Source organism: Nostoc sp. FACHB-892 (assembly GCF_014698795.1).
GTDB lineage: Bacteria > Cyanobacteriota > Cyanobacteriia > Cyanobacteriales > Nostocaceae > Nostoc.
Genome location: NZ_JACJTR010000002.1, coordinates 122,254 through 148,759 on the forward strand (window position 1 = coordinate 122,254; position 26,506 = coordinate 148,759).

At 39.8% G+C, this 26,506-nt stretch carries 24 protein-coding genes; 9 read left to right on the top strand and 15 right to left on the bottom strand.

Annotation, left to right across the window (positions count from 1 at the left end):
* The first annotated feature begins 99 nt into the window (after positions 1-99).
* From tkt to H6G96_RS03235, 4 genes are all read left to right on the top strand, one after another.
* Positions 100-2,127 (top strand): transketolase, encoded by a 2,028-nt coding sequence (gene tkt, locus H6G96_RS03220; RefSeq protein ID WP_190910110.1) that lies wholly within the window; start codon positions 100-102, stop codon positions 2,125-2,127.
* A 144-nt stretch (positions 2,128-2,271) separates the two neighbouring features.
* Entirely contained in the window at positions 2,272-2,565 is a 294-nt protein-coding gene (locus tag H6G96_RS03225; protein ID WP_190910111.1) for a hypothetical protein, read from the top strand.
* A gap of 5 nt (positions 2,566-2,570) precedes the next feature.
* Positions 2,571-2,981, top strand: a complete 411-nt coding sequence (locus tag H6G96_RS03230; RefSeq protein ID WP_190910112.1) for a PIN domain-containing protein — start codon at positions 2,571-2,573, stop codon at positions 2,979-2,981.
* A 435-nt stretch (positions 2,982-3,416) separates the two neighbouring features.
* On the top strand, positions 3,417-3,821 hold the full coding sequence (locus H6G96_RS03235; protein ID WP_190910113.1) for a hypothetical protein: 405 nt from the start codon (positions 3,417-3,419) through the stop codon (positions 3,819-3,821).
* A 209-nt stretch (positions 3,822-4,030) separates the two neighbouring features.
* Here the strand turns inward: H6G96_RS03235 and H6G96_RS03240 are convergent, their stop codons facing one another.
* The 3 genes from H6G96_RS03240 to H6G96_RS03250 form a co-directional block, all read right to left on the bottom strand.
* A complete protein-coding gene (locus H6G96_RS03240; protein ID WP_190728896.1) occupies positions 4,031-4,222 on the bottom strand; it encodes a hypothetical protein in 192 nt (63 codons plus the stop codon).
* 413 nt (positions 4,223-4,635) lie between these two features.
* Positions 4,636-6,180: a hypothetical protein gene (locus H6G96_RS03245; RefSeq protein WP_190910114.1), complete on the bottom strand. Its 1,545-nt coding sequence runs from the start codon at positions 6,178-6,180 to the stop codon at positions 4,636-4,638.
* Between the two features lie 135 nt (positions 6,181-6,315).
* Positions 6,316-6,918, bottom strand: coding sequence for a DUF3318 domain-containing protein (locus H6G96_RS03250; protein WP_190910115.1), 603 nt, complete (start codon positions 6,916-6,918; stop codon positions 6,316-6,318).
* A 261-nt stretch (positions 6,919-7,179) separates the two neighbouring features.
* On the opposite strand from H6G96_RS03250, the gene H6G96_RS03255 reads away from it, so the two are divergent.
* A complete protein-coding gene (locus tag H6G96_RS03255) occupies positions 7,180-7,431 on the top strand; it encodes a hypothetical protein (protein WP_190910116.1) in 252 nt (83 codons plus the stop codon).
* A gap of 75 nt (positions 7,432-7,506) precedes the next feature.
* On the opposite strand, the gene H6G96_RS03260 is transcribed toward H6G96_RS03255, so the two are convergent.
* From H6G96_RS03260 to H6G96_RS03280, 5 genes are all read right to left on the bottom strand, one after another.
* On the bottom strand, positions 7,507-9,147 hold the full coding sequence (locus H6G96_RS03260; RefSeq protein ID WP_190910117.1) for an iron uptake porin: 1,641 nt from the start codon (positions 9,145-9,147) through the stop codon (positions 7,507-7,509).
* A gap of 117 nt (positions 9,148-9,264) precedes the next feature.
* On the bottom strand, positions 9,265-9,909 hold the full coding sequence (locus H6G96_RS03265; RefSeq protein WP_190910118.1) for a Crp/Fnr family transcriptional regulator: 645 nt from the start codon (positions 9,907-9,909) through the stop codon (positions 9,265-9,267).
* Between the two features lie 672 nt (positions 9,910-10,581).
* Positions 10,582-11,250 (bottom strand): phosphate signaling complex protein PhoU, encoded by a 669-nt coding sequence (gene phoU / locus H6G96_RS03270; RefSeq protein ID WP_190910119.1) that lies wholly within the window; start codon positions 11,248-11,250, stop codon positions 10,582-10,584.
* Positions 11,251-11,286: 36 nt separating this feature from the next.
* Positions 11,287-12,606, bottom strand: coding sequence for a PAS domain-containing sensor histidine kinase (locus tag H6G96_RS03275; RefSeq protein WP_190910120.1), 1,320 nt, complete (start codon positions 12,604-12,606; stop codon positions 11,287-11,289).
* Between the two features lie 53 nt (positions 12,607-12,659).
* A complete protein-coding gene (locus H6G96_RS03280; protein WP_190728904.1) occupies positions 12,660-13,412 on the bottom strand; it encodes a response regulator transcription factor in 753 nt (250 codons plus the stop codon).
* A 590-nt stretch (positions 13,413-14,002) separates the two neighbouring features.
* Here H6G96_RS03280 and H6G96_RS03285 point away from each other — a divergent pair.
* Positions 14,003-14,986 carry a hypothetical protein gene (locus H6G96_RS03285; RefSeq protein WP_190910121.1) on the top strand — a complete coding sequence of 328 codons (984 nt, stop codon included), beginning with the start codon at positions 14,003-14,005 and terminating at the stop codon, positions 14,984-14,986.
* 52 nt (positions 14,987-15,038) lie between these two features.
* The gene (locus H6G96_RS03290; RefSeq protein ID WP_190910122.1) at positions 15,039-16,118 is read left to right on the top strand and encodes a hypothetical protein; all 1,080 of its coding nucleotides are present in this window, start codon (positions 15,039-15,041) and stop codon (positions 16,116-16,118) included.
* A gap of 336 nt (positions 16,119-16,454) precedes the next feature.
* Here H6G96_RS03290 and H6G96_RS03295 read toward each other — a convergent pair whose 3' ends face one another.
* The gene (locus H6G96_RS03295) at positions 16,455-16,655 is read right to left on the bottom strand and encodes a hypothetical protein (RefSeq protein WP_190910123.1); all 201 of its coding nucleotides are present in this window, start codon (positions 16,653-16,655) and stop codon (positions 16,455-16,457) included.
* Between the two features lie 533 nt (positions 16,656-17,188).
* Here H6G96_RS03295 and recA point away from each other — a divergent pair.
* A complete protein-coding gene (recA, locus tag H6G96_RS03300; RefSeq protein ID WP_190910124.1) occupies positions 17,189-18,268 on the top strand; it encodes a recombinase RecA in 1,080 nt (359 codons plus the stop codon).
* 166 nt (positions 18,269-18,434) lie between these two features.
* On the opposite strand, the gene H6G96_RS03305 is transcribed toward recA, so the two are convergent.
* The 5 genes from H6G96_RS03305 to H6G96_RS03325 form a co-directional block, all read right to left on the bottom strand.
* On the bottom strand, positions 18,435-19,169 hold the full coding sequence (locus H6G96_RS03305; protein WP_190910125.1) for an FHA domain-containing protein: 735 nt from the start codon (positions 19,167-19,169) through the stop codon (positions 18,435-18,437).
* 319 nt (positions 19,170-19,488) lie between these two features.
* Positions 19,489-19,653, bottom strand: coding sequence for a hypothetical protein (locus H6G96_RS03310; RefSeq protein ID WP_190910126.1), 165 nt, complete (start codon positions 19,651-19,653; stop codon positions 19,489-19,491).
* A gap of 117 nt (positions 19,654-19,770) precedes the next feature.
* Positions 19,771-21,387: a serine/threonine-protein kinase gene (locus H6G96_RS03315; protein WP_190910127.1), complete on the bottom strand. Its 1,617-nt coding sequence runs from the start codon at positions 21,385-21,387 to the stop codon at positions 19,771-19,773.
* A gap of 658 nt (positions 21,388-22,045) precedes the next feature.
* Positions 22,046-22,876: a phytoene/squalene synthase family protein gene (locus tag H6G96_RS03320; RefSeq protein ID WP_190910128.1), complete on the bottom strand. Its 831-nt coding sequence runs from the start codon at positions 22,874-22,876 to the stop codon at positions 22,046-22,048.
* A gap of 557 nt (positions 22,877-23,433) precedes the next feature.
* Positions 23,434-23,727, bottom strand: a complete 294-nt coding sequence (locus H6G96_RS03325; protein WP_190910129.1) for a hypothetical protein — start codon at positions 23,725-23,727, stop codon at positions 23,434-23,436.
* Between the two features lie 457 nt (positions 23,728-24,184).
* Between H6G96_RS03325 and H6G96_RS03330 the strand changes: the two genes are divergently transcribed.
* On the top strand, positions 24,185-25,270 hold the full coding sequence (locus H6G96_RS03330) for a glycosyltransferase family 4 protein (protein ID WP_190910360.1): 1,086 nt from the start codon (positions 24,185-24,187) through the stop codon (positions 25,268-25,270).
* Between the two features lie 333 nt (positions 25,271-25,603).
* Here the strand turns inward: H6G96_RS03330 and H6G96_RS03335 are convergent, their stop codons facing one another.
* Entirely contained in the window at positions 25,604-26,506 is a 903-nt protein-coding gene (locus H6G96_RS03335) for an MBL fold metallo-hydrolase (protein WP_190910130.1), read from the bottom strand.

Genomic DNA, 26,506 nt, shown 5'->3' on the forward strand with positions numbered 1-26,506 from the left:
AGCGGGAATGGGATGATGAGGATACTGTGGGGAATCTAAAAATAACCCCAGGAAGAGAAGCTACGAAGAGTGCTAACCCGTCGTTAAAAACAAGAGATTATGACTGTTGCAACCCAATCCCTCAAAGAACTGTCCCTCGAAGAACTTTGTATTAACTCGATCCGCTTCTTGGCTGTTGATGCCGTAGAAAAAGCAAAATCGGGACACCCAGGATTGCCAATGGGCGCGGCTCCTATGGCTTTTGTCCTCTGGGATCGCTTCATGAAGTTTAATCCCAAGAATCCCAAATGGTTTAATCGCGATCGCTTTGTCTTGTCTGCCGGTCATGGCTCGATGTTGCAGTATGCCCTACTGTACCTAGCAGGCTACGATAGCGTTTCCATTGAAGATATCAAGCAATTCCGTCAATGGGAATCCAAAACACCTGGACACCCTGAAAACTTCATGACTCCAGGCGTAGAAGTCACAACTGGCCCCTTGGGTCAAGGAATTGCTAATGGAGTTGGTTTAGCGATCGCCGAAGCCCACCTTGCCGCTAAATTTAACAAACCCGATACCAAGATTGTTGACCATTACACCTACGTAATTTTAGGTGACGGTTGCAACATGGAAGGGATTTCTGGTGAAGCTTGTTCTTTCGCAGGACACTTGGGATTAGGTAAACTCATCGCTTTGTACGACGACAACCACATTTCCATCGACGGTTCCACAGATGTGGCATTCACCGAAGATGTTTCCAAACGCTTTGAAGCTTACGGTTGGCACGTTCTGCACGTGAAAGATGGCAATACCGATTTAGAAGCGATCGCCAAAGCAATTGAAGAAGCTAAATCTGTCACCGATAAACCTTCAATGATTAAGGTGACAACCACCATTGGTTATGGTTCTCCCAATAAACAAAACACTGCTGGCGTTCACGGCGCTGCTTTGGGTGCAGACGAAATTGCCTTGACTCGCAAAGAATTGAAATGGGAATACGAGCCTTTCGTAATTCCAGAAGAAGCCCTCAACCACACACGTAAAGCAGTTGAGCGTGGCGCAGGTTACGAAGAGGAATGGAACAAAACATTTGCCGACTACAAAGCTAAGTATGCCCAAGAAGCGGCTGAATTTGAACGCTACCTAAACGGCAAACTCCCTGACGGTTGGGATAAGGTACTACCTACCTACACCCCAGAAGACAAAGGACTACCCACCCGCAAACACTCAGAAACCTGCCTCAACAAACTAGCGGCAGTTTTACCTGAATTAATTGGTGGTTCGGCTGACTTAACCCACTCCAACTTGACCGAAATCAAGGGCAAGGGCGATTTCCAAAAAGGAGAATACCAAAACCCCAACATCCACTTTGGTGTGCGGGAACATGCTATGGGCGCAATCTGTAATGGTATAGCGCTGCACACTTCCGGATTAATCCCCTACGGTGCTACCTTCTTGATCTTCACAGATTATATGCGTGCTGCCATCCGCTTATCCGCCCTTTCTCAAGCTGGCGCGATTTGGGTAATGACTCACGATTCCATTGGACAAGGTGAAGATGGACCCACACACCAACCCATTGAAACCCTAGCTTCCTTGAGAGCCATTCCTAATTTATTAGTGTTTCGTCCCGCAGACGGTAACGAAACCTCTGGCGCTTATAAAATAGCGATCGAGAAAGCGAAGCAAAACGCTCCATCTCTGTTGGCGTTCACCCGTCAAAACGTCCCCAACTTGGCAGGTACATCCATTGAGGGCGTGGCGAAGGGTGGATACACCGTGGTGGATAGCGAAGGTACACCTGATATCATCTTGATTGCCACTGGTTCAGAATTGAGCCTCGCCGTTGGCGCAGCCGAAAAACTCACAGCCGAAGGTAAGAAAGTTCGTGTCGTCTCGCTACCTTCATGGGAACTGTTTGAAGCACAGGATGCGGCTTATAAAGAGTCCATTTTGCCGAAAGCTGTCACCAAGCGTTTGTCTGTAGAAGCTGGTAGCAGTTTCGGCTGGCACAAGTACGTAGGTACTGAAGGCGATTGCGTTAGTATTGATCGCTTTGGTGCTTCGGCTCCAGGTGGTGTTTGTTTAGAGAAGTTTGGCTTTAGCGTTGATAATGTATTAGCTAAGGCTAAACAATTGTTGGGTTAATAGCAACAGAATATTCTTAAAATTTTGTGAGGTGGGCTGAAAAGCCCGCCTTTTTTTATGCCGAGGAGGGCTGAGGTAAACGCAGAGGTTCGCTGAGTAAGATTGTTTATAATTGAGGTAATTATTTGATAAATGGAAAGAATTATGCCAGAAGTTGCTAATTATAATCAAGAAGTGAGTAATCGCATATCACCAATCGTTGAAAAGCTAATTAAAGGTAATAGCTTATATCAAGTTAAGTTAAACCAACAGGAAATGATAGAAATGTTAGTAGAACTCTTTGGAAAGTTATCACCAGAAGAAATGAGAGCTATTACCGAGCATGAACTGACACGCAGGATTGATAAGATTCTTGTTTTAGAAGCGGTTTCTGGTACGTTAAATGATTTGTCTCCAGAGCAAATCAAAATGTACGATGATGCAGTAAAGCGAAAATAGACAAAGTGACTTATTTATTAGATACAAATATTGTTAGTTACATTTTGAGGAGAGATGCAACTGTTAGTAAGCAACTACGGGATGCTAATCGTTCGGGACAAGAAGTTTTTATCAGTTGCATAACTTATTATGAAGTTAAAAGAGGGCTTTTGTATGCAAATGCTATAAGGCAACTAGGGGATTTTAATCAATTTTCTAGAAAATATGAAGTTTTATTCTTAGATGATATAGAAATTATTGAGAGAGCATGTGAAATCCATGTGGATTTACAACGTAGGGGTTTGAAGATACAAGAACAAGATATATTAATAGCGGCTACAGCGATCGCACGCGGATTAATTCTGGTTTCTAATGACTCTGATTTGCTCAGAGTTGAAGGACTAAGCTTGGACAATTGGGCAAAAACAGAGCCTTGATTTAGCAGTTATGAGGAGAAAGCGATCACAACGCTTGGCCGCTAAACTAACGGAATCAAATATTAATTCAGTTAGTTTAGTTTTTTTGTCAACTATCTTTAGATAGATAGGGTATAAAGTACGCGATTTGCTATCACAAACTGCTTGCTAGTACTGGAAAAATGAAACTTTTATACCTAAAAATCTACACCCTATCTTCAGTTTAATTTGTCAATGTGTAATCTCTAGTATCGCCTAATGAGTCAGCAAGGCCTTCTAAAGACTTAATTTATATTCATGCTTTCAGGTGATGCAGTTATGACTTTATAAATGCGATTATATATGTGTCCTCAAATAATAGATAGTTGCTGTTGTCCAATTGAAAAAATATGGTTTTCTCTGACTCCAGTAACTTTAGATTTATCTAATTGTTTGATGTTTTCAGAAGGTAACACAATGAATAATATCCTAAAACGCACACTTCTACCCAGCCTCATGGCTGCAAGTTTAGCTGGTGTCACATTAGTTCCCGCTAAACCGGCTGCTGCTGATGACCAAGTATTAAGAGATGCAGGTATTGGGGCTGTTACCAATGTAGTAACCGGAGCAGTTAGAGGAAGAGGCAGTGTATTAGACAATGCTGTTAAAGGTGGTGTTACTGGTGCGGCTGTCAATGGTGCAAATGGTCTGAGAAACACTCGCAATCGCCGTAACCGGAGTGTTGTTCAAGATGTCGGAGTTGGTGCAGGGGCTAGCGCAGTGACTGGCGTAATTACTGGCGATCGCAAAGATACCCTTGGGAATGCTGTCGATGGTGCAGCTGTAGGTGCAGCAATCCATCTGCTCACCAATGGCAAATAATTTATAAATTCATCGGTTAAAATATTCCCAACCGCTAATGGGTTTCACTTGTAAACACTACGAACTTATCATTGCCCTAATTCCTCTGCTTTGTGGATGATGAAACACAACCCCCTTTACCTCGTAGGTAAAGGGGGTTGCTGGGTTAGATTTATATTGGGATGTATGTCATCATTAGATTCAGATGACTTTATACTTAATAGTAAACTCTAGCCCTTCAACGCTTTTCTAAAGTTTCGGCGATAGGATTGATTTGTAATAAACAAAGCAGGCCATAGCAAAGATAAACCAATGCGATTGGTCAAAGTTGGATTAAAATTAGTCCGCGTAAACCCATTCCAAAACTTCCAAACGCCGCCTCCGTAAACTACTATCAAGGCAAAAATAATAAAGTTACCCATTCCTATCAACTCCGTTAGTAACTGACAGAATTTAAGTTAAGTTTTACCACACGAGGTAAGCACTTCATAACCAACACCGAGAAGGTATGACTAAGCTCCTCAGTCTTGAACATCTGAGTTAGTTAAACACACATTCTCTTATTCCAGTGTAGATTAGCCTCACGCATCGCAACTAGTTATCACTGGCGATATATTGGCTCAAAAGGCGTAAAAGCGTTATTTTTGCGGTATTTTGGCAATATATGGTGCTTGTAAAACAATTGCTGTAGTTTTAACGAGATGTCTTTTGCTACTGATTGCCACTCGATAACCCAAAGATTTATAGCGATATATATCAAGTATAAATATTGATTAGCTTCAGTACAAAAAAGCCTATCCCATATTAAACTGCAAAATTATGTAGCGCATTATCCTTATGCTTCATCTACCCAATAAAGATAATATCGTTCACTATCTACCCAGGCTCTCTGAAAATCTGTGATCGGAGAAATCTTCAAATCATTACGGTTGACATTCAGTTGATGATTTAAAATCAGCAAAATTTTCTTTTGCTCATCTTGATTTTTGAATAGAGAATTAATTTGACTTAATATTTCAGCTTGATCGACATCTTTGCGACCTTTTTGAAATAGGGTAAAGCTTCCCATTTTTTGAAGCTCAGGATAGTAAAACTTTCGATTAAGATAACCTGATAAAGGAGCCATATTTGCATCTCGGCTGGCAACAATAAACTCATTATCTAACCCAGATTTTTTAATATATTGTGCTGTTTGCCGGCTAGCAGAAAATGGTACAACTAAATCTCTTGAAAAACTATAAATCCCTCCCGCGCACTGGGCATAAAGAATAAGCATCAAAGCGATATGATGCCATTTTTGAACAAATATAATTGAATTTGGACGAATCAAAAACTTATTAAGTAATACTGTAGACTCTTGATAATAACTTGCCAACCATAAAGCCGCTATTAAAACTAAGTAAAAATGCCCAAAATGCCGGGGCATACCTGTAAATCTCAAGTATGTAAAGGCAAAAATTACACAATTACCTATAAAGTAAAAAAACAAAGGAACTGGCTTTTTAAATAATTTTATAAATGTTAAAATTACAATAAAAAGAGTAATTATTGCACATACAATTAAATCTAACCATCTTTTGTGTTGAGGAATAATTAATAAATAACTACCAAATATTCTACCTATACTTCTCAACAAATGACGGATATCTAATTGCATTACCCAACCATTATTTAACCCACCATGAAGATAACTGTCTGTTGGAGGGCTAATAATATAAATCGATAAAATAAACGAAAATGCGATAATTACAATACTTAAAAATAAATCGTATTTTTTGCTTTGACTAAAATAGTGCTGGCGATGTTCACTATCAAAACAAAATTCAGCTAGCAAAGTCAATGATAAAGAAAATGATACTAGTAAACCATAAGCACTACTATTTGCTAGTAAACCCAATAAAATTGCCAAATAAGCATAAGTTATTTTTCTTGAAGAAAAAACTGTACAGAAGGCAAAAACAAATAACATACTAAAGGCATAGTTTCGAGAAATTAAAAGATATTCGTAAAAAGGAAAGAAACCAAATGAAAACAGAAATTTTTGTTGAGAGTTAAAAGGACTATATAAACAAAATAGAGTAACCGAGGCAACGGTAATTGCCAAATGAAAAATTTGCATGATAATAGGGTTATCGACTATTCTAATCAGAATCGCCAGAGAAAAATACCATAAAACAGGATGACCTTCATAACGAATATTTGCAATTAAATCCCCAAAAGACTCACTATCTCTGACAATAAGCCAGGGATTTAGTTCATCTCGCCACATTGAATGGTTAAGAATACCTATTAAGCCAAGAACAGAAAAAATAATGATAATAAACCAAGGAGAATGAAAAGGTAATCTTGAAGTAGATTTGATGATTTTTGTATTTAACATTACTAGTTCAAAATGGGATTGATTGCATAAGAAAAGTTTTTAAAGATACTTACTATCAAAAATTAAGGATAAACTTATTTGTCAAATTTTATCCTGATTATTTAACTGTTAAAATAGATTTATTCTTCCTCATTTCTACTTATAAGTTTCTGGCATACCCACTGCTGATAAACCTGCGATCGCTCGTAAGTTTTGGCAACGAATCAACTCGGTAAAATTTAAACTGGAACGCCCTTCAATTTTGGCTACCGCTTCAATTCCAGATAGCAAGTGTTGCGCTGCTTCAGGTTCTGAATAACCACGCCGTTGTGCTATACGAATTGCTGCTGCATCGGCATTTAACTCTGACTCTTGAGATTTATTAGTCCGCCAGATCCGAAAAGCAGCGATCGCAGTTAATCCCCCGGCTACGGCCACACCTACCACATCTGACTGTGCTGCTTCCAATAATCCGCCTAACAGTCCTGCCAGTACTACACCTTGATAAATGTTAGGTTTAAACCACTTTACGCCCGTCAACCAGCTAACCATCTGTAACAGCAGCAAGTCTCGTTGCGGCTTTGTCAGGCGACGCCACAAATCGAAATTAATATATATTGGTCCCGCCTGATTCCAGGGTTGGGGAAAGGAGGCGTCAATCACTTTTGCCTGTTCTGGCTTACTAACGATTTTTGTCGTCATTCGACCAGAAGCAGGCATCACATCTAATAAACGGCGAATTTCAACATTTGGCTCCATAAATTTAATTATTAGCCATAATGTGCATGGTAAGTATTTTAGTTATCATTAGTGTTAACCTTTGATTTGTGACATACTCTGGCAATCTTTACTAAATGGTTATTTTATTAGTAAATGGCGGTTTGTGAATAGATTTAAATCAAGCTATAAGAATATTGATCAAGCAGTTTGATAGTGTGGCGGGATTTTATAGTATCCATTTGCCGCTAAATTCAAAACCTCAAAGTTTTGGATAACCATTGCAACTACACTTGTAACTACATGGACGCTTTTGCTACCCTTCCGCCTGAATGGACGAATAAGGCAATACATGCCTATGAATTTTGCTGTCCTAATTGCCACTCACCTAGCCGAGAAGCTGAAAAAGTTTGGCTAAATCGGCGATCGCCTGTACTTACAGAAAACCGTCGTCGCAAATGGCAAGAGTTTTACTACTGCCACTGTGGTTCTGCGTGGTGGGCTTGGAGTAGCGATCGCCCTCCAAAAGATATTGCGACGGTTCCCTTAGATTGAAAAATATAAACAAAAGCCCACCTCAAGGCGGGCTTTTGTTTATCTAATTCTGAAGGTTATTTCCCATCACCAGTTTTAGAAGGAGAAAGTAGTACGCAAAGTACCTACATAGACGGTATCGTTAGCATCGTTGTGATCAGGATTGAATATCACTAGGAAGCCAGGAGTAACGGAAATATTATCGCTGACCTTTAAGCGATAAAGAGCTTCTGCATGATAAGAGGTGTCTGGATCCTCTTGTTCTACACCACCGGGAGCGAATTCACTGCTAGTTACTCTGGGTGATTGGCCAAAGATCAAGCCAAGCAAGCTGCCTTCTCTGCCAAAGTCCTTTAGACCAAGAGTAGCAGCCCAATAAAACACATCTGCACTCTGTCCGGCAGCAACACCAGTTCTAGCTTCCACAGTACTGAAGCCTGCCCAACCGCCAAGAGTTAATTTAGAGCTAGGTCTAAAGTTAGCCTGTACACCGTAATGATTGGAATCAATACGACCACCTCCAAATGGATCATTAGCTAGGAAACTGCCTGTACTTCCGAAGACATTGGGATCTTCTTGATAACTGCGGGCGTAGGTCAGACCAACGTTCAAGGCTTGGCTTGGTTGGAAAGTTAGTTGACCAAAAATAGTACTATCACCATTGAACAGTCCGTTATTCAGATCAGGATCAACACCACTGGTGGTAGGACTGTTTGCATCGTTGGATAGATAAGCAGCAGACAAGCTAATAGCCCCTTTGGGGTTAAAGGTGACGGTCAAACCAGCACCATCAGCACCTTGGCGATAGATGGGGCTGAAACGTCCATAGCGCGAGATAGCGCCCCTACCAGAACTAGAAAAGTCAGGGTTGAAGTTGTTGACGTTCTCGTATAATTCAGCACCAGTTACGTCAAGTTTGACACGTATTGCATCACCAAAGTTGAAAGCGTAGTTAACCTTATCAATTTCAACACTGTTGCCAGTATTCTCTTCAAAACCTAAGCGGCTCATGAGAGTACCAGTTTGTCCACTGTTGTTGATGATATTCCCAGAATTCAACCGGATTTGCAATTGATCTGTACCGGTGAAACTGCTGTACAAGTTCAAACGAACTCGGTTAGAGAAAACTGTATTGCTTTCTAAATCGGGATTATTGTTAGGATCAGCGTCCTGATCAGCTGCTGTATCACCAAAAGCTTGAGACACATTGAAAATTGCTTCCCCAACCAGTTTAGTAGTAGTAGAGAACTGGTTCGCTTCCAACTCAGCAGTACGGGCTTCTACTGCATCAACACGACCGCGCAGAGTTGCTAATTCAGCAGAAAATTCTTCTTGTAAGCGCTGTAAAGTAGCTAAATCTTGTTTGCTGACCAAATCGGCAGTAGCGGTAGCAATCAGTTCGTTAACCCGATCTAAACAGGCATTCAAACCTGCGGCAAATTCATAACGGGTCAAAGCACGGTTACCACGATAGGTACTGTTGGGATAACCGGCAATACAACCGTAGCGTTCAACTAGAGATTGTAAAGCTTGGAATGCCCAATCTGTGGGCTGCACATCCGAAAATTGCGAAACTGATGTTACCTGACTCATGTTGTTATCTTGAGCTTCAGATAACTGGGCAACATTTGTTACTTGTTCGTTAACTTCAGCAGCTAAGGCGCTATTGGCAGCGAAAAATGTCGCAGCTACAATAACCGGACTAACCTTAATAAGATTCCAGAATTGTTTTGTCATGTTATTACTCTCACTCACACCTACATTATCCAGTAATAATAAAATGCTTATGGCACTTTATTTTCGGGGATTATACACACAATCACAATCATGATTATACTTTATCACCTGTGATTATTACAAGCAAGTCGGTTGGCATAGTGCTGAATCATAATTTTTAATTAATTTATTTGGTAACCGCAAAATAATGCGGCGTTTGTGACGTAAAACTGTTCCTTCTTCTTCCAATTGTTGTAGGAGTCGGGTAACTGTTACTCGGGTGGTATTTAAAACTTCAGCAATATCTTGATGAGTAACATTTAGATCAATTAGCTTGCCCTTATCTACATCACGTCCAAATTTTTCACTTAACCACACTAAAAACTGCCATAAGCGTAGCGAAATTGGTTTTCGATGCACAATGCTTAGTAGATTTTCCGCCTGTTGAATATGAGATAACAAAGCATTAATATCTTGATGCCACAAATGAGGTGGCACAATGCTTATTTCCACACCTGTGAGACATTGAATCTGGTAGGGCTTGACTTTAGACAAAGGATAACCAATCAGATCCCCCAATCCCCAATAACCAAGAGTGATGAATGTTCCATTTTCACTCCATGTTAAGGTACGAACTGCACCGTGCTCAATCCGCCAAAGTACATTATCTTGAAGTGGAATCACTTCCCGACGAGTAAATATCTGCTGGGGTAATTGTCCGCTCAAAGCAGAGCTATTTGACACAGCAGAAGAGTTTGAAGTAGGAGTTGTGGAATACATCATTAACCGTAACTACATAATTATCAGGGAATCTCGCTATTTACCATGATTAAGAAACTCTAATAATTTGTATCAACCTTTACCTATATATCTGAAGGTGTCTTTTTTTTCAATCAGAGCTGGAGACTAACTCAAAATTTTCTGATGGAAACAACTTATGCTTTGAGGTATTTATTAGCTAAAATAAAACAGAATTTTTGAGTTATTTATCTCTTAACTTTAATTGTGCAAGTTTAAGAATAGGTAAGCTTTTAGTAAAATATTTAGTTAACTTACTTTTTAATTACTTAGTATTTTCTTAAAGCTTAGTAAGTATTTAGGCACACATCCAGCAGTTTTCCTTTGTATGAAATACAAAGCTAGGGGTTTTAAGCCAGTCGCTACAGTTCTATTTCTACTTTTTAAATGACCCTTGTTATGATGTCCGCTTGATTACTTATTAAACCTGAAGAGCCGGAGAAGGTGGGGTTTTGGAGGACTTTTGGCTAATCGGATAACTTGTGTGTACACCGTAGTCCGGCGGGGAGGGGTTCTTTTATGATGGGCAATTTGGCGGACATGAAATAAACCGTGGCTTTTTCCACGATTTTAAGCAAAGCTGTACTAAGTCGCTTGAGTTGTCAGCCTTTGTTTGTAGAGGTAGTGGCTTTAGCCTAAGGACTGATGAACCGTCAATTAAGAGCGTTGACCGGTGACAATATATGCTACCCTTTGACCGATATTAGTTGCATGATCTGCCATGCGTTCCAGACAACGAATTGCCAGTGCTAGCAGCACAATTGGCTCGACTACGCCTGGTACATCGCGTTGTTGGGCTAAAGTCTGATAAACGCGATCATACGCATCGTCTACAGTATCATCTAAGTGCTTTAAACGACGCCCACCGCCTTCATCTAAATCTCCCAAAGCCTTCAAGCTAGTTGCTAGCATCGACTGCGCGTGAAGGGACATAGCTTCAATCTCTGGCAAAGACGGATGAGGCGCGTAAGGAAAAATTTTAATTGCAATCTCAGCTAAATCCTCAGCATAATCGCCAATGCGTTCTAAGTCTCGCACTAGTTGCATAAAGGCACTCAAGCAGCGCAAATCTTGAGCTGTAGGCGCTTGCAACGTCATAATCGCCGTACAGTCTGATTCGATTTGTCTATAAAAGCGATCAATCTTTTTATCTAATCGGGGAAGTTCCTCAGCTGCTGTTAAGTTACGAGCAAATAACGCTTGGTGGCTGAGGCGAAATGATTGTTCTACCAAAGCGCCCATGCGTAATATATCGCGTTCTAAGCGCCTAATGGCGCGTGCGAGTTGAGGTCTTTGAGGATTAGGACTATGATGGACAGCTTTCACACTTGTTGTCTCAAAGGTGAAGAGAAGAAGATACTATTAACTATAGTCTTGGCTTAAAGAGTTTGCCATAACTTCACAAAATTGGATTTGCATCCACGCACCACCAGTTTCTGGATGGTTCATAGCTTTGATTGAACCACCGTGGGCAAGAATAATTTGCTCAACGATCGCTAAACCTAAACCATTGCCAACGATCGCTCCTATAGAGTTACCATCTTGTGGAGAATGGGTTCGAGCCTTATCTCCTCGATAAAATCGCTCAAAGATGTGAGGTAAATCTGCCTCAGAAAATCCAACTCCAGAATCAATAAGATTTATTTCGAGGATTGAGGAAGCGGCATCATTATCCTTTGTTGATAAGATTTTTGCTTCAACGCGAATACTTGTACAAGGCAGACTGTACTTAATGCTATTGTCTAGCAAGTTGAGAAAAACCTGATAAATACGGGCTTGGTCTGCCCTAATCCAAAGTTTTTCTGGGCCAGAATAAGAAAGAGACAGATGTTGGCGCACTGCCAAGGGTTCTAATGTTTCCCAAACAGATGTAATTAGCGATCGCAATTCTACAGCTTTGGTTTGCAATTGCATGGTTGGGTTTGCCTCCATTTGGGTGAGGTCTAGCCAGCTTTGCACTAAGTTAATCAGTCGATCAACTTCTTGCATCAAGCGGTTAACCCAGCGATTTAGAGGTGGTTCCAAGCGGGTTTGTAAAGTTTCCGCAACCAAGCGAATCGAAGTCAAGGGCGTTCTGAGTTCATGCGCTAAATCAGAAAAAGAGCGATCGCGTACTTTATTTATATCTAATAGGGGTTGACGATTTTCTAAAAATACTCCTACTTCACCATTAGGTAAAGGCAAGCTAGATGCCCGCAAAGCCAAAGATTTTATTGTTTGCATCTCTGCCGCATCATCACGAGATGGATGAAATATCCACTCGCCCGTCTGTGGTGTTTGACAATCACGAGTTTGCTCAATTAAATGGTCAAGTTCATAAGACCTTACCAACTCCAGTAACAAGCGCACCTGTTCTGGTTGCCACCTTTGCAAATATAAAATTTCCTGCGCCTGTCGATTGCACCACAGCAGTTGATTTTCTTCATCCACCTGCAAATATCCCACTGGTGCAAAATCTAGCAGGTCTTGGTAAGTTTGCAACAACTGCTGCGAATCTTGCTGTTGCTGCTTCACCATCGTGATTTTCTGGCGCAACGCAGGAATCAGTAGCAGTCCTATCTTATGAGAATGTGAGGTTAACGGTTGGAGTAAGCGCCTCAGGTAGCGGTTAAGTTGAACCTGTTGCCAAACCCAAAACCCAATGCCTACCGCTAAACCTAGAAAAAATCCCAATAAAAGCATTTGAGTTGTTAGTTTTTTGGTGATTACTAAAAACTAACAACTATCTAAACTAATTATCCAAACCTATAGCCAAAACCTCTTACAGTCACAATATATTCAGGATGACTGGGGTCTTGCTCTAATTTTTCGCGCAACCACCGAATGTGAACGTCTACGGTTTTACTATCACCGACGAAATCTGGCCCCCAAACCTGATCTAGCAATTGCTCCCGTGACCACACCCGGCGGGCATAACTCATAAATAATTCCAGCAGGCGGAACTCTTTGGGGGAAAGACTCACCTCTTGACCACGAACCAGCACACGACATTCTTGGGGATTCAAGGTAATATCCTTAAATTTTAATACTGGGAGTTGTGGTAAATTACTTAGGCGTTGGCGACGGAGTAAAGCACGACAACGAGCTACTAACTCGCGCATACTAAAGGGTTTAGTCAGGTAGTCATCTGCTCCGACCTCTAACCCCAGAACGCGGTCAGTTTCACTACCCTTAGCACTGAGCATTAAAATAGGTACTGGGTTTCCTTGATGACGCAGCAAACGGCAAATATCTAGCCCATTGATTTGAGGCAGCATCAAATCAAGAATGAGCAAATCAAAGGGAAGTTCCCCCGAATTGGTTTCAAAACTTTTGAGATACTCTACAGCAGACCGTCCATCAGGTGCTGTTGTCACCCCATAACCTTCCTCTTCCAGGGCTACAGCTAGCATTTCCTGGATTAATTCTTCATCTTCTACTACTAGAATCCGGCTGGCTTGTCCAATGTCGGTTCTAGCAGAATATTTGGTCGATTCAGTGGTATACATTGATATCACAAAAGTCTGGGACTGTGCTTGTATCAATTGGAATGATTGAATCTATTATCTCGTCTTACTGCAACCGTGCTTCCACTAGGGTTAATTCTTTTAGATTTTCTTTACAAAAAGTAACATACGTCACAGTACCCTTTTAAGCGACTTCCAAAAATCAATGTGGCTGCAAGCTTCTAATAGTCTGACGCAATTACATGAAGGGTTGTCTTGACAAAAGCAGATAAAGTTGAGTATATTTTCTTTAGTACAAAAATACTATATTTAACCAGAAGAAAAACTATACAGTAGTTTTTTTTGCATGAAGTACAAAGTTATGCATTTTTAAGTAGGAGATAGAAACTCTTTGATATCTGATGCGTGAGTCCTGCATTTTGTACTTCACTTACTTGCAATCTGCTATATCTAAAAAGCATAAAGACATATATGTGGAAAATTCGTACTCCCTAAGTGTCCTATGCTGATGATTTACGTATTTACACGGCGTTAAAAATGTTGGTTTAAAAGCTACTCTGATGTCTGCATAGGGTAGTCTTTGGTATGGCTTGCTACCCAATATATCATTGCCTATTGAAGGGAGTTGGAAGATGACTACAGTTGGAGTCAAGGACAGCAAACAACAACTAATGCAAGCATTTCAACAAATTATTATTCAAAGAAAAAAGCTGGAATCTAAAATAGCAACTAAACAAGAGGAAGCAGAAAAGGCAAAAAGTCAAGAAATTCTACAAGCAGCTTCTGCATATACAGTTGATAGTATTGTCAAAGGTTTAGCTGATTTACAATTAGAGTTTGGCAGTATTCTCAATGCATTATCTGAAAAACTAGCTCAGGAAAATTCTAAGTTAGAGGAATTGAACCGAGCTATAGAAATTGAAACTCAACGTCTACAAGAGCTTCAAGAAATTAGAGTTGTAGCGGATACTCTAGACATTTTAAGTCAAGAACACCAAGAAAAACTCAAAACCCTAGAACAAGATACTATCAGCAAAAGGGAAACACTAGAGAAAGAAATTACAATCAGGCGGAAAGAATGGCAAAAAGAGCAAGCAGAGTATGAAAAACAACTCCAAGTATATAACGATTTGTTAGCTAAAGATCGTCAGCAAGAACAAGAAGAATCACAGTATAAGTTAGAAACTACTCGTAAAATAAATACAGATAGCTACGAAGCAATAAAACGCCAACAACAAAGGGAAATACAAGAAAATTTTCAAAAGAAAGAGAAAGATTGGGCAGAACGAGAAAAGATATTCGCTGATCGTCAACCACTCTTTGGAGATTATCAACAAAAAATAATTACATTTCCTAATGAACTAGAAGAAGCCGTTAAGAAAGCTAGAGAAGAGGCAATTAAAGAAACCAGCCAAAAAGCTAAAATCGAATCTGATTTATTTGATAAAGAATGGGAAGCTAATAAACAAAGTTATGAGCAAAAAATTCAATCTTTGGAAGAAACAATTAAGAAACAGTCTGAGCAAATAGAAGGTATTTCTGCTCAATTGCAAAGTGCATTAAAACAAGCACAAGATTTAGCTATGAGGGCTTTTGGTAGTTCTAATCCTAAATAGTTATTAATCATAGCATTTTAATCATTTTTAATTCCTGAAAAGGAGGTTTATTGTGGTGTTGAAAAAGCCGACTGATAAGAATACTAAAATAGAAATTCTTCAGGCATATGAGGAGTTATCTAAAGAAAAAGCAGCCCTGAAATTGCAACTCGATCAAGTTGTAAAAGAAAACCAGTCTGGAACTAAAGAACAGCCTAAATTAGAACAAAAAACAGCTATGACTCAGCTTTCTAGTGTCCAACAGAAGATGAACAATACAATTGAAAGCTTGGCGAAGATTCAATTAGGTTTTGGAAGTGCTGCTAATGAATTATCAGAACAGCTAACCACAAAAGCTTCTAAACTAGAAGAAATCAGACGAATTTTAGAAGAAGAAATCCAACAATTAACACAACTGCACAATTTAGCAATTTCTGATGATATCTTGGATACTCTCATCCAAGCTTATGAAGATAATACTAAAGCTTATCAGGAAGAATATAGCCAGCGTTCTGAAGTGTTATTTCAAGAAATATTAGAGCAAAGGAATACTTGGGGAAAAGAACAAGAGGAACAACAACGGGCGATAAAAGAACGGAATGAAAACTTGAATAAAACTCGGCAACGCGATGCGTCAGAGTATAAGTATAATTTAGAACTCCAGCGACAATTGCAAAGTGACGGATACGAACAAGAGCAGAAAGCATTATACAAGCAACTTGAAGAATTACTACAAGAAACAGAAAAACAGTGGGCTGAACGGGAAAAAGCAATTTCTGAGAGAGAGAAACAATTTGAAGAATTAAAAACAAAGGTAGAAGCTTTTCCAAAAGATAAAGAAGCAGCTATCAAAAAAGCTACAGAAGAAGGCAAAGGCATCGCCCACTACCAAGCTAAAGTAAAATCAGATTTATATTCTAAAGAAGTTGAAGGGCAAAAACGTTTCTATGAACAAAGATTGCAATCTCTAGAACAAACTATTACTAATCAAGAGACACGGATTCAAAATCTTTCTCAACAACTTGAATCTGCTCTCAAACAAGTTCAAGATTTGGCAGTGAAAGCTATTGAAGGTACTTCAAATGTTAATTCATATCAGGCAATTAAGGAGATAGCTTTAGAACAAGCAAAAACTCAAGCTAAAAACAAATAAGCTGATTTATTTTTGATAAAAATTGTAGAGACTTAATTTAAGTCTCTACAAGGAGCTATAACGCTTTTTATTCAGTTTTATCTGGTTTGTTGATATCCGTTGGAGGTTGTGCTTTCTTCTTCTTTGTTGGGTTAATCTGTGTTTGCTTAAATGTCTGATTGGAATTTTGTTTTTGACTAGACATAATACTATACTAAATTTTAAAATTTACTACAATCTTATCTACATTACAGGTATTGTGGATTACGGAAACATATTGCAGAGAATTTCAGGTCTGTACTTATCCTTCAACTCAGTCTCTCTGGTTTTCTTCGCCACTAGCCCTTTTTGGCCAACTTAAAGACGCTGACGCTTAGTTAATTCAGAACCAGCAAAAGGCGAAATAGCTCTGCGAATGGTAATTTCATCAAGATTGGCACCAAAGTCAATTGCTTCCAAAGCACATATAGCATCTGCTTTTGTCCATCCGTGACTTTCAAGTAGCTTAATAGACTCTGATTTATCGAAGGTAAGAGGCAGTGTTTCGACTACGCTCAACCGAAGGGGATCACTGAGCGCAGCCGAAGTGACTCCCTGCCTCCTACAATCACGTTTGCTGAAGATAGATTTTGTAGCATATATTACTAGATTATTAGTACATTATCTTTATATCAAGAAGCCGGATTCAAGCATAACGGTAACTTTACTAAACTTATCAATGCTGGAGACTACCTAGTTTTTTGTAGTGGGTGATGGAGATTTGACCAACATCGCACCGCAATACAGGTTTTCTCTGTCTAAAACAAAGCAGTCTCATTATGTACATTACATAAGGTCAGTTGTTTAGATAATTTTTTATTGAAAACCCCTTGCTTACCCAGCCAAAAAAAGCTATCTCTGAATGCAAGTTGGTATCATTGTGCAAGACTACCCTAATCTAGTAGCGATCGAGTTACGATCTTGTTACACCCCTTTTTTGATTTGAGAAGTCCTATTCCAGAATTTTCTGGTTAAAATAGTATATCTGTTCTACTCAAACTCCCAGAGCAACACTCCTTAAAACCATATATTTAGAGGCATTAGAGGCAAGAATGGCTATCAACACCGATACTTCAGGCAAGCAAAAAGCGCTGACGATGGTGCTCAACCAGATTGAGCGCAGCTTTGGTAAAGGAGCAATCATGCGCCTGGGCGATGCCACCCGGATGCGGGTGGAGACTATTTCCAGTGGAGCGCTCACCCTAGATTTAGCATTGGGTGGTGGTTTACCCAAGGGGCGGGTAATCGAGATTTATGGGCCGGAAAGTTCCGGGAAGACTACAGTAGCGCTACATGCGCTCGCCGAAGTGCAAAGAAATGGCGGTGTTGCAGCCTTTGTTGATGCAGAACACGCCCTTGATCCTACTTATGCTGCGGCATTGGGTGTAGATATTGACAATTTGCTGATTTCCCAACCTGATACAGGCGAATCAGCTTTGGAAATTGTCGATCAGCTTGTTCGCTCTGCTGCGGTTGATATTGTAGTCATTGACTCAGTAGCAGCACTGGTTCCCCGTGCTGAAATTGAAGGCGATATGGGTGACGCTCACGTTGGTCTGCAAGCGCGGTTAATGAGCCAAGCCCTACGTAAAATTACGGGTAATATTGGGAAATCTGGTTGTACAGTCATTTTCATCAACCAGTTGCGGCAAAAAATCGGTGTTACCTATGGTAGTCCAGAAACTACTACTGGCGGTAACGCATTGAAATTTTACGCTTCTGTGCGCTTGGATATTCGCCGAATTCAAACCTTGAAAAAAGGTACTGATGAATTTGGTAATCGCGTTAAAGTCAAAGTTGCTAAAAATAAAGTAGCGCCGCCTTTCAGAATTGCTGAATTCGACATTATTTTTGGTAAAGGTATTTCTACCTTAGGTTGTCTTGTCGACTTAGCAGAAGAAACTGGCATTATTGTGCGCAAAGGAGCTTGGTATAGTTACAACGGCGATAATATCTCTCAAGGACGAGACAACGCCATTAAGTATCTAGAAGAAAAGCCCGAATTTGCTGACGAAATTAAGAAACTGGTGCGGGAAAAGCTAGATAAAGGTGCTGTTGTTTCTGCTAACTCTGTAGCTAAAGCCAGTGAAGAAGATGAAGAGGAAGATGTCGATTTAGAGCCAGAAGAATAAAAAATGCGGATTTATTAATTTGCAACTTTTAATATGTAGTGGGTTACATAGACAACTAACCCACTTTTTTCAAAGTATTGATGAGTTATAGCAAGCTTAATGAAGTGATTGCTCCTATATGAAGAGCAATCACTTTATTTTTATAATCGCTATAATATGCAAATTTTTAGCTGGGATTGTATGGTATTTGTCTACTAAAAAAGCGGTCTAAAATTTCTGATTTCTGTTCTGAACTGAAGTCGTCATAACAATCTTCAAACTTTTCAACTAGTCCAGAATTTTTAAAAACCTCTGAATTATCACCTAGTTTTTCAGCCAAAGGTTTTGGTCTGTTATGGGCATAAGTAAGCATTTCTACTTGATTATCGCTCTTTCGGTGCATAAGTTGCATCAATAACTCTATTGCTACAGTTGGTAAAACGCGGCATGTATAATTAATGAAAAAATTAAAAGTTATACTACCTAGACGAATGCGATCGCCATCTTTGAGCTTGATCGGGCCAAAAGCGCGATTGCCATTCACAAAGGAACCATTAGTACTGTTGAAGTCTATGAAGTAGAAGCCTTGATCATCAATATATTGAATAGCAGCGTGGCGACGAGACATATAGCTATCAGCAATGCAAATACCACTATTGCGATTACGACCGATTGTCCATATATGCTGTGGCTGTTGTAGACTTTGACTCTGGTTGTCGCATAAGTTAGTCATCAAATAAACAGCAGCCTTATCTATCACACCATGTACATAACATACATTTATCTTTCTTAACGACGGTTGAGATAGGTTTTCAAGCTGAAGAATTTCATCTAGAAGGCTGCTGTGGTGTTCATACAACTTGAGGAATACCTGATATAAAGTTAGTCGCCGTTCTATTTCCGTTTGTGCAAAGTCAGCCATTATACGTAAACCTTGTATTACCTGATTTCGGTTGTGAATACTTCGCTTCAGCCTACAGTCAGGGATAGTTAATGTTTCACTTTCCGCTGCAATCTAAAAAATTGAGTGGCTTAAGAACGTTAGATTTTACAGCTTTTAAGTGCAAGCTTCCCTGTTGTTGATAGCTATAAAAAGCATGGAAATATTTATGTAAAATTATTATGATGCTTTATTGTTTATTGTAAATAATCATTTGTTATTTGTAACAGATGTAAATTATAAAGATTTGATTAATAATTGCCAAATATCTGCGTATTTATACTATATGGTTTTATGTTTATTAATATTTGTGGGAGCGATCGCTATCACTCAACCCAACTATATGGCGTTTTTCTGTCGGATTAGGTATACGTATTAAAGTGAGAAGCTTGCCAATTAAAGGTTTTACCGTACCTAACATGACTAGGAATCGTTGTAACAATCCTGAATCATTGATGATAAACAAAATCCCCAGCTTCTTGGATAAGTTGGGGATCTACGGATTGCAATTATTACGAATCAAATAGGATGGCTATATCATATTTAATTGCTCAATTCTGAATAAATCTGTAAGCTTTTAAACTCACAACAAGCCTCGTTTACCATTGGGGCGCACGGTCATCCAATTTGTTTTTGCTAGTGCTAGCTGCTCATCAGAAATTTTGGCACTGCTGAGATTAGCACCACACAGATTAGCTCCTCGAAGATTAGCATTGCTGAGATAAGCATTGCTGAGGTCTGCGCCTCGCAGGTCTGCCCCTTCTAAATCAGCATGGTTAAAGTATGCTTTGCTCAAATTAGCATCCTTGAGGTTTGCTCGAGTGAGACTGGCTTTGCCAAAGTCACTATTGTGGAGATTAGCTCCTTGGAGATTGGTTTTTTGTAATTGAGCAGAATGGAAATTTGTTTGGGATAAGTCAGCACCTTGCAGATTCAGCAAACTTAAATTGTGTAGGGCAAAATCCCGCCTTCCCTTCAGATAGGCTGTTAATAAACCTTGGGTATCTAATTTACGCTCAACTTTAGATTTTTGAATTTGCGAACCATTACTGTTGCTGTTGCTGTTGCTGTTAGCTAAAGTAGCTGATTTGGCCATTCCAGAACCCTGGTGTAATCCAGCCGCTTCCACTGCCTTAGCTCGTCTAGCGCGAATTGCTGCGGCTACCTGTGCTACTCCTACACTGGTAACAGCAGCAGAAGGGTTACTACATAAAACAGCAGAATTTTCTAGGTGATTGTGTGTTCGCTCTTTAGACCCGGTATCAGATTTAATCAGTAAACCCTTTGCCAAACTTTCTAAGTATGGTTCTATTTCCAATGCTCTGAGAACTTCTGCCGCTGACTGATAGCGACTACGCACAGACACGTCTAACATTTTTCGCAATACATTGCTCAAGTGGTCACTCACTTGCACAAGCTGCTCCCACATCATCTCGCCAGTATTGGGATTGTAATCTAAATCTTTAGGAGTTTTACTAGTCAATAAATAAATGCATGTCACCCCCAATGCATAGATATCACTGGCGTAGACTGGACGCATAGCCATTTGCTCTGGTGGCGCAAAACCAGGAGTACCAATGGCATATGCAGTTAATGCTGTCTGCCCTGATTGATTTGTCGCACCTTGGCTAACTTGGTTTTTGACTGCACCAAAGTCGATGAGTACCATTCTGGCATCTTGAGTGCGGCGGATTAAGTTAGCTGGTTTGATATCACGGTGAATTACCTTTTGCTCGTGGATATATTGCAGTACTGGCAAAATCTCGCTCAAAAATTGCTTGACTCCAGTTTCGCTCAAGATACCGTTAAGTTTGACCTCTTCCTGCAACGTATCACCACTAATGTATTCTTGAACTAAGTAGAATTGTTCATGATCTTCAAAATAATCTAATAATCTTGGTACTTGAGGATGATTGCCAATTTTACCTAGAGTTTTGGCTTCTCGCTCAAACAGTTCTCTGGCCATCTGTAAAACGTGTGGGGCGCTTCCTGATGGGCGTAATTGCTTAATTACGCAACTCGGTTCTCCTGGTAAGCCTTGGTCATGTGCTAAAAAGGTAGCTCCAAAACCACCCTGACCTAATGGTTTGATCACCTGATAGCGATCGCGCAACAGTAGTTGCGAGCCACAAGACTGACACCTTTGGCTATATACCAAATTTTCTGGATTGGGACAGATAGGATTTAAGCAGTAGCTCATGCACTGTCAACTCGCTGCACGAATAATCACGGTGAGTGTTATACTCTCCTTCAATTATTTAGATATTGATCAACTCTTACAAGGTAATTTTTGCTGGAAATTCTTTGAAGATTTTCTAAAGTTTAACTGAGATTACGTAAATTTATCGCCAAAAGAAGATAAGTATTATACTTATACTGGTAAACTTGTTTAGATTAATTTATACTATGTATCAATTTGTGATAACGCTCTCTTAAAGCTTGTTATCTTTCAGAGCGTGTTATTATATGTAGCGTTCTAATCTACTGACTAGCTAACGTAATTCAGAATTGAGAAAGTCGGCTTTAATCCAGGTTTCTATTGATTGTATCTGTTAGTCTTAGTTTTGAGAATTGGTATTTAAAGCTATTAGGGAGCAGTGTCTAACGTCAGTTGCTCCACTTGGAGCGAAGTCAAAGTGGCGGCTTGGGGCGATAGCGCAGTGCTAACGCTGCGCTATCGGTCTACAGCCTTTTTCCTAAAGGAGACACTAAGCGAACGGGTATCCTACGGTGGGTGTCTTAGGCTAGCATTAAGGGATAAGATCGCACTGGTTCGCTTACAGAAAATCGCTGTAGAATTTTGGATGCCCAAGCTTGGAGGGAGTTCAAAATCATCTCCATTAGTCGTTAAGACACTATTAGCTGGCTTTCATATTCATACTAATAAGTTGTTCTAAAAGTGCAAGAACATCACTGCGGCTGAGTTTCTCTTTACCATTAGCAAGGGCATCAAGAGTACCATTCGCTAAGGTTAAAGGAATTTGACAAAAATCCAAGGCTGGCCCGGTAGGAAGTTCTTTGGTGTAAGCTTCTGCCAGAGCTAGATTGCGCCGCGCATACTCTTGCATATTTGCTGCACTCCAACCCTCTGGGAAAAAGTCTACCCCACGCCCTAAATCCTCAGTATGGTTACGCAGGATATTAACTGCTTGTAAACCCCGACCAAACCCAATCGCCTGGGTACGGTTAGTTTGCGTTCCATCGTACCAAGTCCATAAGTCCGATAGTAACAATCCCACTGCACCTGCAACCCCAAAGGTATAACGATCTAAATCAGCTTCTGTGTCAATTTTCCAGTTTCTTTCTGCCCAGTAAGCCATCCGGTCTGCCATTGCACTAGTGGCATCCCAAATTCGAGGTGCAATGGTTTCTGGTGCTAGCATCAACCATTCTCTAATCCTTAGAGTGACTTCTTCTAAGGTATGCTCATACCCGCTAAATCCTGCAAAGAAAGCATCTACCGCGAAGCCATCAACCCCTGCTTGTAATGTCAGGCTAATGGCTCTTAACAGCTTTGCTTTAGTAGAATTATCTAGTTCGGCATGATCTTCAATTTCATCAATGGCACGCATACACAAATATCCTGATGCTACTGCTTCTTGTAATCCTGGCGGTAAAAGATTAATTGGGATATAAAAAGTTCGGCTAGTTTCTTTGAGGATTTGCAATGCATCTCTACGTAAATTCATGTTTTCACTCCCCGCTTGATTTTTGCACCACATGAAATTTGCAGTTTTTTGATGATACTGGATATAGTTTTGACTAAACCTTAAAAACTATAGACTATAAGATACGCTAGTATTTCATTTAAAAATTAATAGTTTTTGGTGTTGTAATTAACAAAACTCTCAAATTTATGAAAGTCTAACTTAGTATATAGGTTTTTGGTCGCAAAAATCGGTAATGTGCCGTTTGATATAGCTATGATATAGTTTTAGTGTAGATATAAAGAATTATGCTAATATTTGGTTGATTAGCGCGAAATTTTTCTATGAGCGAACATCCATTTTAGGGATTTGAAAGTATTTTAAGTCTGCGTTAATTTGACTAACAAATTGTAATCATTGTATATATAAAGACAATTTAGGAGAAGGTGACAACGGATAACAGTAATTGTACGCACCTTTAGATGCGAACGGCGGCTTGTCGAAGAGTTAGTGTAAGTTAAATTAGACATAGAGGGCTGTAATGCCTGGGTTGAGCTATGTCCACGGTTGATCGGTTACAGTGTGAACCTGCTTACTGTTTAAGCTGGCATCAATTGACCATAACCGAGAATAAGAAGTTCTTGCATATTTACGAGGTTGACAATAAAAAAGTGGGCAAACAGCTTACTTAACTTAACTCGCCACCGTAGCAATTTTATTCGAGAACGAGTCAATTTGGTAAATCTACTCCAAAAAGTGCTTGAGGCTGCCAACATTAAACTTGCCTCAGTTGCCAGTGATGTGATCGGTGTATCAGGACAGGCAATGCTGGTTTTGAGCGTTGAACGTAACACCATTCCCGGACTCATGGCGGATTTGGCTAAGGGAACCATGCAACTTACTTTACGAAAATGTTTCCTTTGGGTAGTTATGGGTTATCTTTTAGAGTGCAGAAAGCTGCCCAAAAAGTGTCTAGACAATTTATTTTTTAAATAACATTTAAAAGTCAAATACTTTACAGGTAATTATAGAAAAATTTCACTCATTCTCTCTATTATGTTTGGAGTTTGGCGATTCTAGAAAATTCTTATTTATAAAAAAATCTATATTTAAAATTGCACCAAATCTAGCAAAAATTAATAAATTGGAATGGATTTACCTCTTTAGGATAGGTTAATTTCCGTACGAAGATAGACAAAAAATATATAGCTAAGAGCTTAGGATTTTGAAAGAAGTTTTAAGAAGCTTAGTATCAAAACTTACTTTTTGATGCAAAGTGAATCAATTCCAAATACTACAACAACAGAAAAAAAACTTTTAATTCAAGTTTTATTTGTTAGGAGGTTTATGATGCGAATAGCTCAAGTAGCCCCACTGTGGGAGAGAGTTCCACCTCCCGCTTATGGTGGTATAGAGTTAGTAGTAGGGTTACTGACCGATGAATTAGTTCGACGCGGACACGAAGTAACTTTATTTGCATCGGGAGATTCTATTAGTCTGGCAAAACTAGTGTCAGTTCATCCCCGTGCTGTCAGACTCGATAGCACTATTAAAGATTACGGCATTTACGAAATGCTAAATCTAGCTTCTGTTTATGAACGTGCAGAAGAGTTTGATATTATTCACTCCCATGTAGGGTGTGGGGCGCTGTCCTACGCGAATCTCGTCACAACCCCTACGGTTCATACGTTACACGGGATTTTTACCCCTGATAACGAAAAGATGTTTAGTTTTGGTAAAAAACAACCTTATGTTAGTATTTCCAATGCACAACGAGAACCAAGGTTAGGGTTGAACTGTATAGCAACGGTTTACAACGGGATTGATGTCAGCAGTTATAAATTTTACGCCCAGCCAGAAGATCCCCCCTATTTAGCCTTTTTGGGTCGGATGTCTCCTGAGAAAGGAGTACACTTAGCAATAGAAATTGCAAAACTAGCTGGTTGGCGTTTGAAAATGGCAGGTAAGGTTGATGCCGTTGATGCGGAATATTTTGAGAAAAAAATCAAACCGCACATTGACGGGAAGCAAATTGAGTATTTGGGTGAAGCGAACCATGCTCAAAAAAATGCCCTTATGGGAGGTGCAGTTGCAACTTTATTCCCTATCACTTGGCGAGAACCCTTTGGGTTGGTGATGGTAGAGTCAATGGCTTCGGGTACGCCAGTAATTGCCATGAACTTGGGGTCTACTCAGGAGATAATTTCCCACGGCAAGACGGGTTTCCTCTGCAATAATATTCAAGAATGCATCAGTGCCATTGATCGGTTAATAGAGTTAGACCGCTATGGCTGTCGCCAGCATATTGAAGACTATTTCAGTATTGAGCAAATGACTGATGGCTATGAGGCGGTTTATGAACAAATAGTAGCAAAACGATTTTCTCAGAATGGGCATTTCCGCAGTTTGGTTGGTTTAGGTAGCGATCGCAGTTAAATATAGAACTTACGCACAGGTAACGGAAAATCGAACCACAGAGACGCAGAGAACACGGAGGAATAGGAGTTTGAGAGGTATTTTGCGTAAGTCCTGAAATATTGTATTTGTTTTTAACTAAATAGAATATAAACCGTCGTAGGGGCGCACAGATGTGCATTGGTGTTAACTTAAGCAGGAAGTAACCATAAGATGTAATCTAAAAACATTACAAAGTCGAGTGAATTGTAGCGTTCTACCTTCATAATTGACACCATCTTGATAGAAAAGCGAATTGACAAGTCAGTGCTTGTGCGCTCGTTCTACCACCGATTTTAAAGTGCCAACGTAAAATCACTTACCAACTGCTAATATTAGACCTTCATGGGCTAATATTGCTTGAGGAAAGGCAGATTTAATATCGACTTGAACCTGGTCAATAAAATTATCATGGTCATCTGGGTGATGATGAGAAATGGCTAGCCGTTTAACGCCAGCATTCAGAGCTGCATTCACCCCAGCTTGCCAAAGTAAATCAGCAGAGTCATGGTTGTGAGATGTAGGAGGAGTGTAAGTAGCATTGGCAATTAGCAAGTCAACACCTTGAATAAACTGTAAAATCCGCTCTCGCTCCACTTGATCAGCATTTTGGTGTAAATCTGTGACGTAGGCAACACTATAATCTTGCCAAGTAACTCGGTACCCCACTGATCTCTGAGTTTGATTGATTAATGCAGTTGTAATAGTTACATCATCTAGTTTCACCTCACTATCAGGAGTGAGATTGTAAAACTGTAATTCCGACTGCATTACCTGTAAAGGGTAAGGAAAGTGTGGCTGGAGCATCTGGTCGTACAGACATTGTTTGATTGAGGCTCCATTTGATGCAGCTGTGCCGTAAATGTGAAAACAATTTTCTCCGATAAATGCTGGAGCAAAAAAGGGAAAGCCTTGAATGCGATTTGATTGGCAGTTGGTAAAAAATAAATGGGCTTCTATTGGCTGTTGCAGTTCTTGCCAAGTTTTACCCAGTATGCGTAAGCCAGTACCGCCATCGAAAATCAAACGTTTACCTGCTACATGCATTTCTACACAAGCAGTATTACCACCATAACGAGTGGTATTGCTACTTGGAGTGGGAATCAAACCTCTTACACCCCAAAATTGCACGATAAATTTACCTGCTGGGCTACTTGGCAGGGTAGATGACTTTTCAGGTGTGTAGCTCTGGGAACCCGACAACTCAAAATTTGACAT

Excerpts from the sequence above, each read along its gene's own strand:
- tkt (WP_190910110.1), top strand. The coding sequence starts at position 100 with ATGACTGTTGCAACCCAATCCCTCAAAGAACTGTCCCTCGAAGAACTT.
- H6G96_RS03225 (WP_190910111.1), top strand. The coding sequence starts at position 2,272 with ATGCCAGAAGTTGCTAATTATAATCAAGAAGTGAGTAATCGCATATCA.
- H6G96_RS03235 (WP_190910113.1), top strand. The coding sequence starts at position 3,417 with ATGAATAATATCCTAAAACGCACACTTCTACCCAGCCTCATGGCTGCA.
- H6G96_RS03240 (WP_190728896.1), bottom strand. The coding sequence starts at position 4,222 with ATGGGTAACTTTATTATTTTTGCCTTGATAGTAGTTTACGGAGGCGGC.
- H6G96_RS03245 (WP_190910114.1), bottom strand. The coding sequence starts at position 6,180 with ATGTTAAATACAAAAATCATCAAATCTACTTCAAGATTACCTTTTCAT.
- H6G96_RS03250 (WP_190910115.1), bottom strand. The coding sequence starts at position 6,918 with ATGGAGCCAAATGTTGAAATTCGCCGTTTATTAGATGTGATGCCTGCT.
- H6G96_RS03255 (WP_190910116.1), top strand. The coding sequence starts at position 7,180 with ATGGACGCTTTTGCTACCCTTCCGCCTGAATGGACGAATAAGGCAATA.
- H6G96_RS03260 (WP_190910117.1), bottom strand. The coding sequence starts at position 9,147 with ATGACAAAACAATTCTGGAATCTTATTAAGGTTAGTCCGGTTATTGTA.
- H6G96_RS03265 (WP_190910118.1), bottom strand. The coding sequence starts at position 9,909 with ATGATGTATTCCACAACTCCTACTTCAAACTCTTCTGCTGTGTCAAAT.
- H6G96_RS03275 (WP_190910120.1), bottom strand. The coding sequence starts at position 12,606 with ATGCTTTTATTGGGATTTTTTCTAGGTTTAGCGGTAGGCATTGGGTTT.
- H6G96_RS03280 (WP_190728904.1), bottom strand. The coding sequence starts at position 13,412 with ATGTATACCACTGAATCGACCAAATATTCTGCTAGAACCGACATTGGA.
- H6G96_RS03285 (WP_190910121.1), top strand. The coding sequence starts at position 14,003 with ATGACTACAGTTGGAGTCAAGGACAGCAAACAACAACTAATGCAAGCA.
- recA (WP_190910124.1), top strand. The coding sequence starts at position 17,189 with ATGGCTATCAACACCGATACTTCAGGCAAGCAAAAAGCGCTGACGATG.
- H6G96_RS03305 (WP_190910125.1), bottom strand. The coding sequence starts at position 19,169 with ATGGCTGACTTTGCACAAACGGAAATAGAACGGCGACTAACTTTATAT.
- H6G96_RS03315 (WP_190910127.1), bottom strand. The coding sequence starts at position 21,387 with ATGAGCTACTGCTTAAATCCTATCTGTCCCAATCCAGAAAATTTGGTA.
- H6G96_RS03320 (WP_190910128.1), bottom strand. The coding sequence starts at position 22,876 with ATGAATTTACGTAGAGATGCATTGCAAATCCTCAAAGAAACTAGCCGA.
- H6G96_RS03325 (WP_190910129.1), bottom strand. The coding sequence starts at position 23,727 with ATGGTTCCCTTAGCCAAATCCGCCATGAGTCCGGGAATGGTGTTACGT.
- H6G96_RS03330 (WP_190910360.1), top strand. The coding sequence starts at position 24,185 with ATGCGAATAGCTCAAGTAGCCCCACTGTGGGAGAGAGTTCCACCTCCC.
- H6G96_RS03335 (WP_190910130.1), bottom strand. The coding sequence starts at position 26,506 with ATGTCAAATTTTGAGTTGTCGGGTTCCCAGAGCTACACACCTGAAAAG.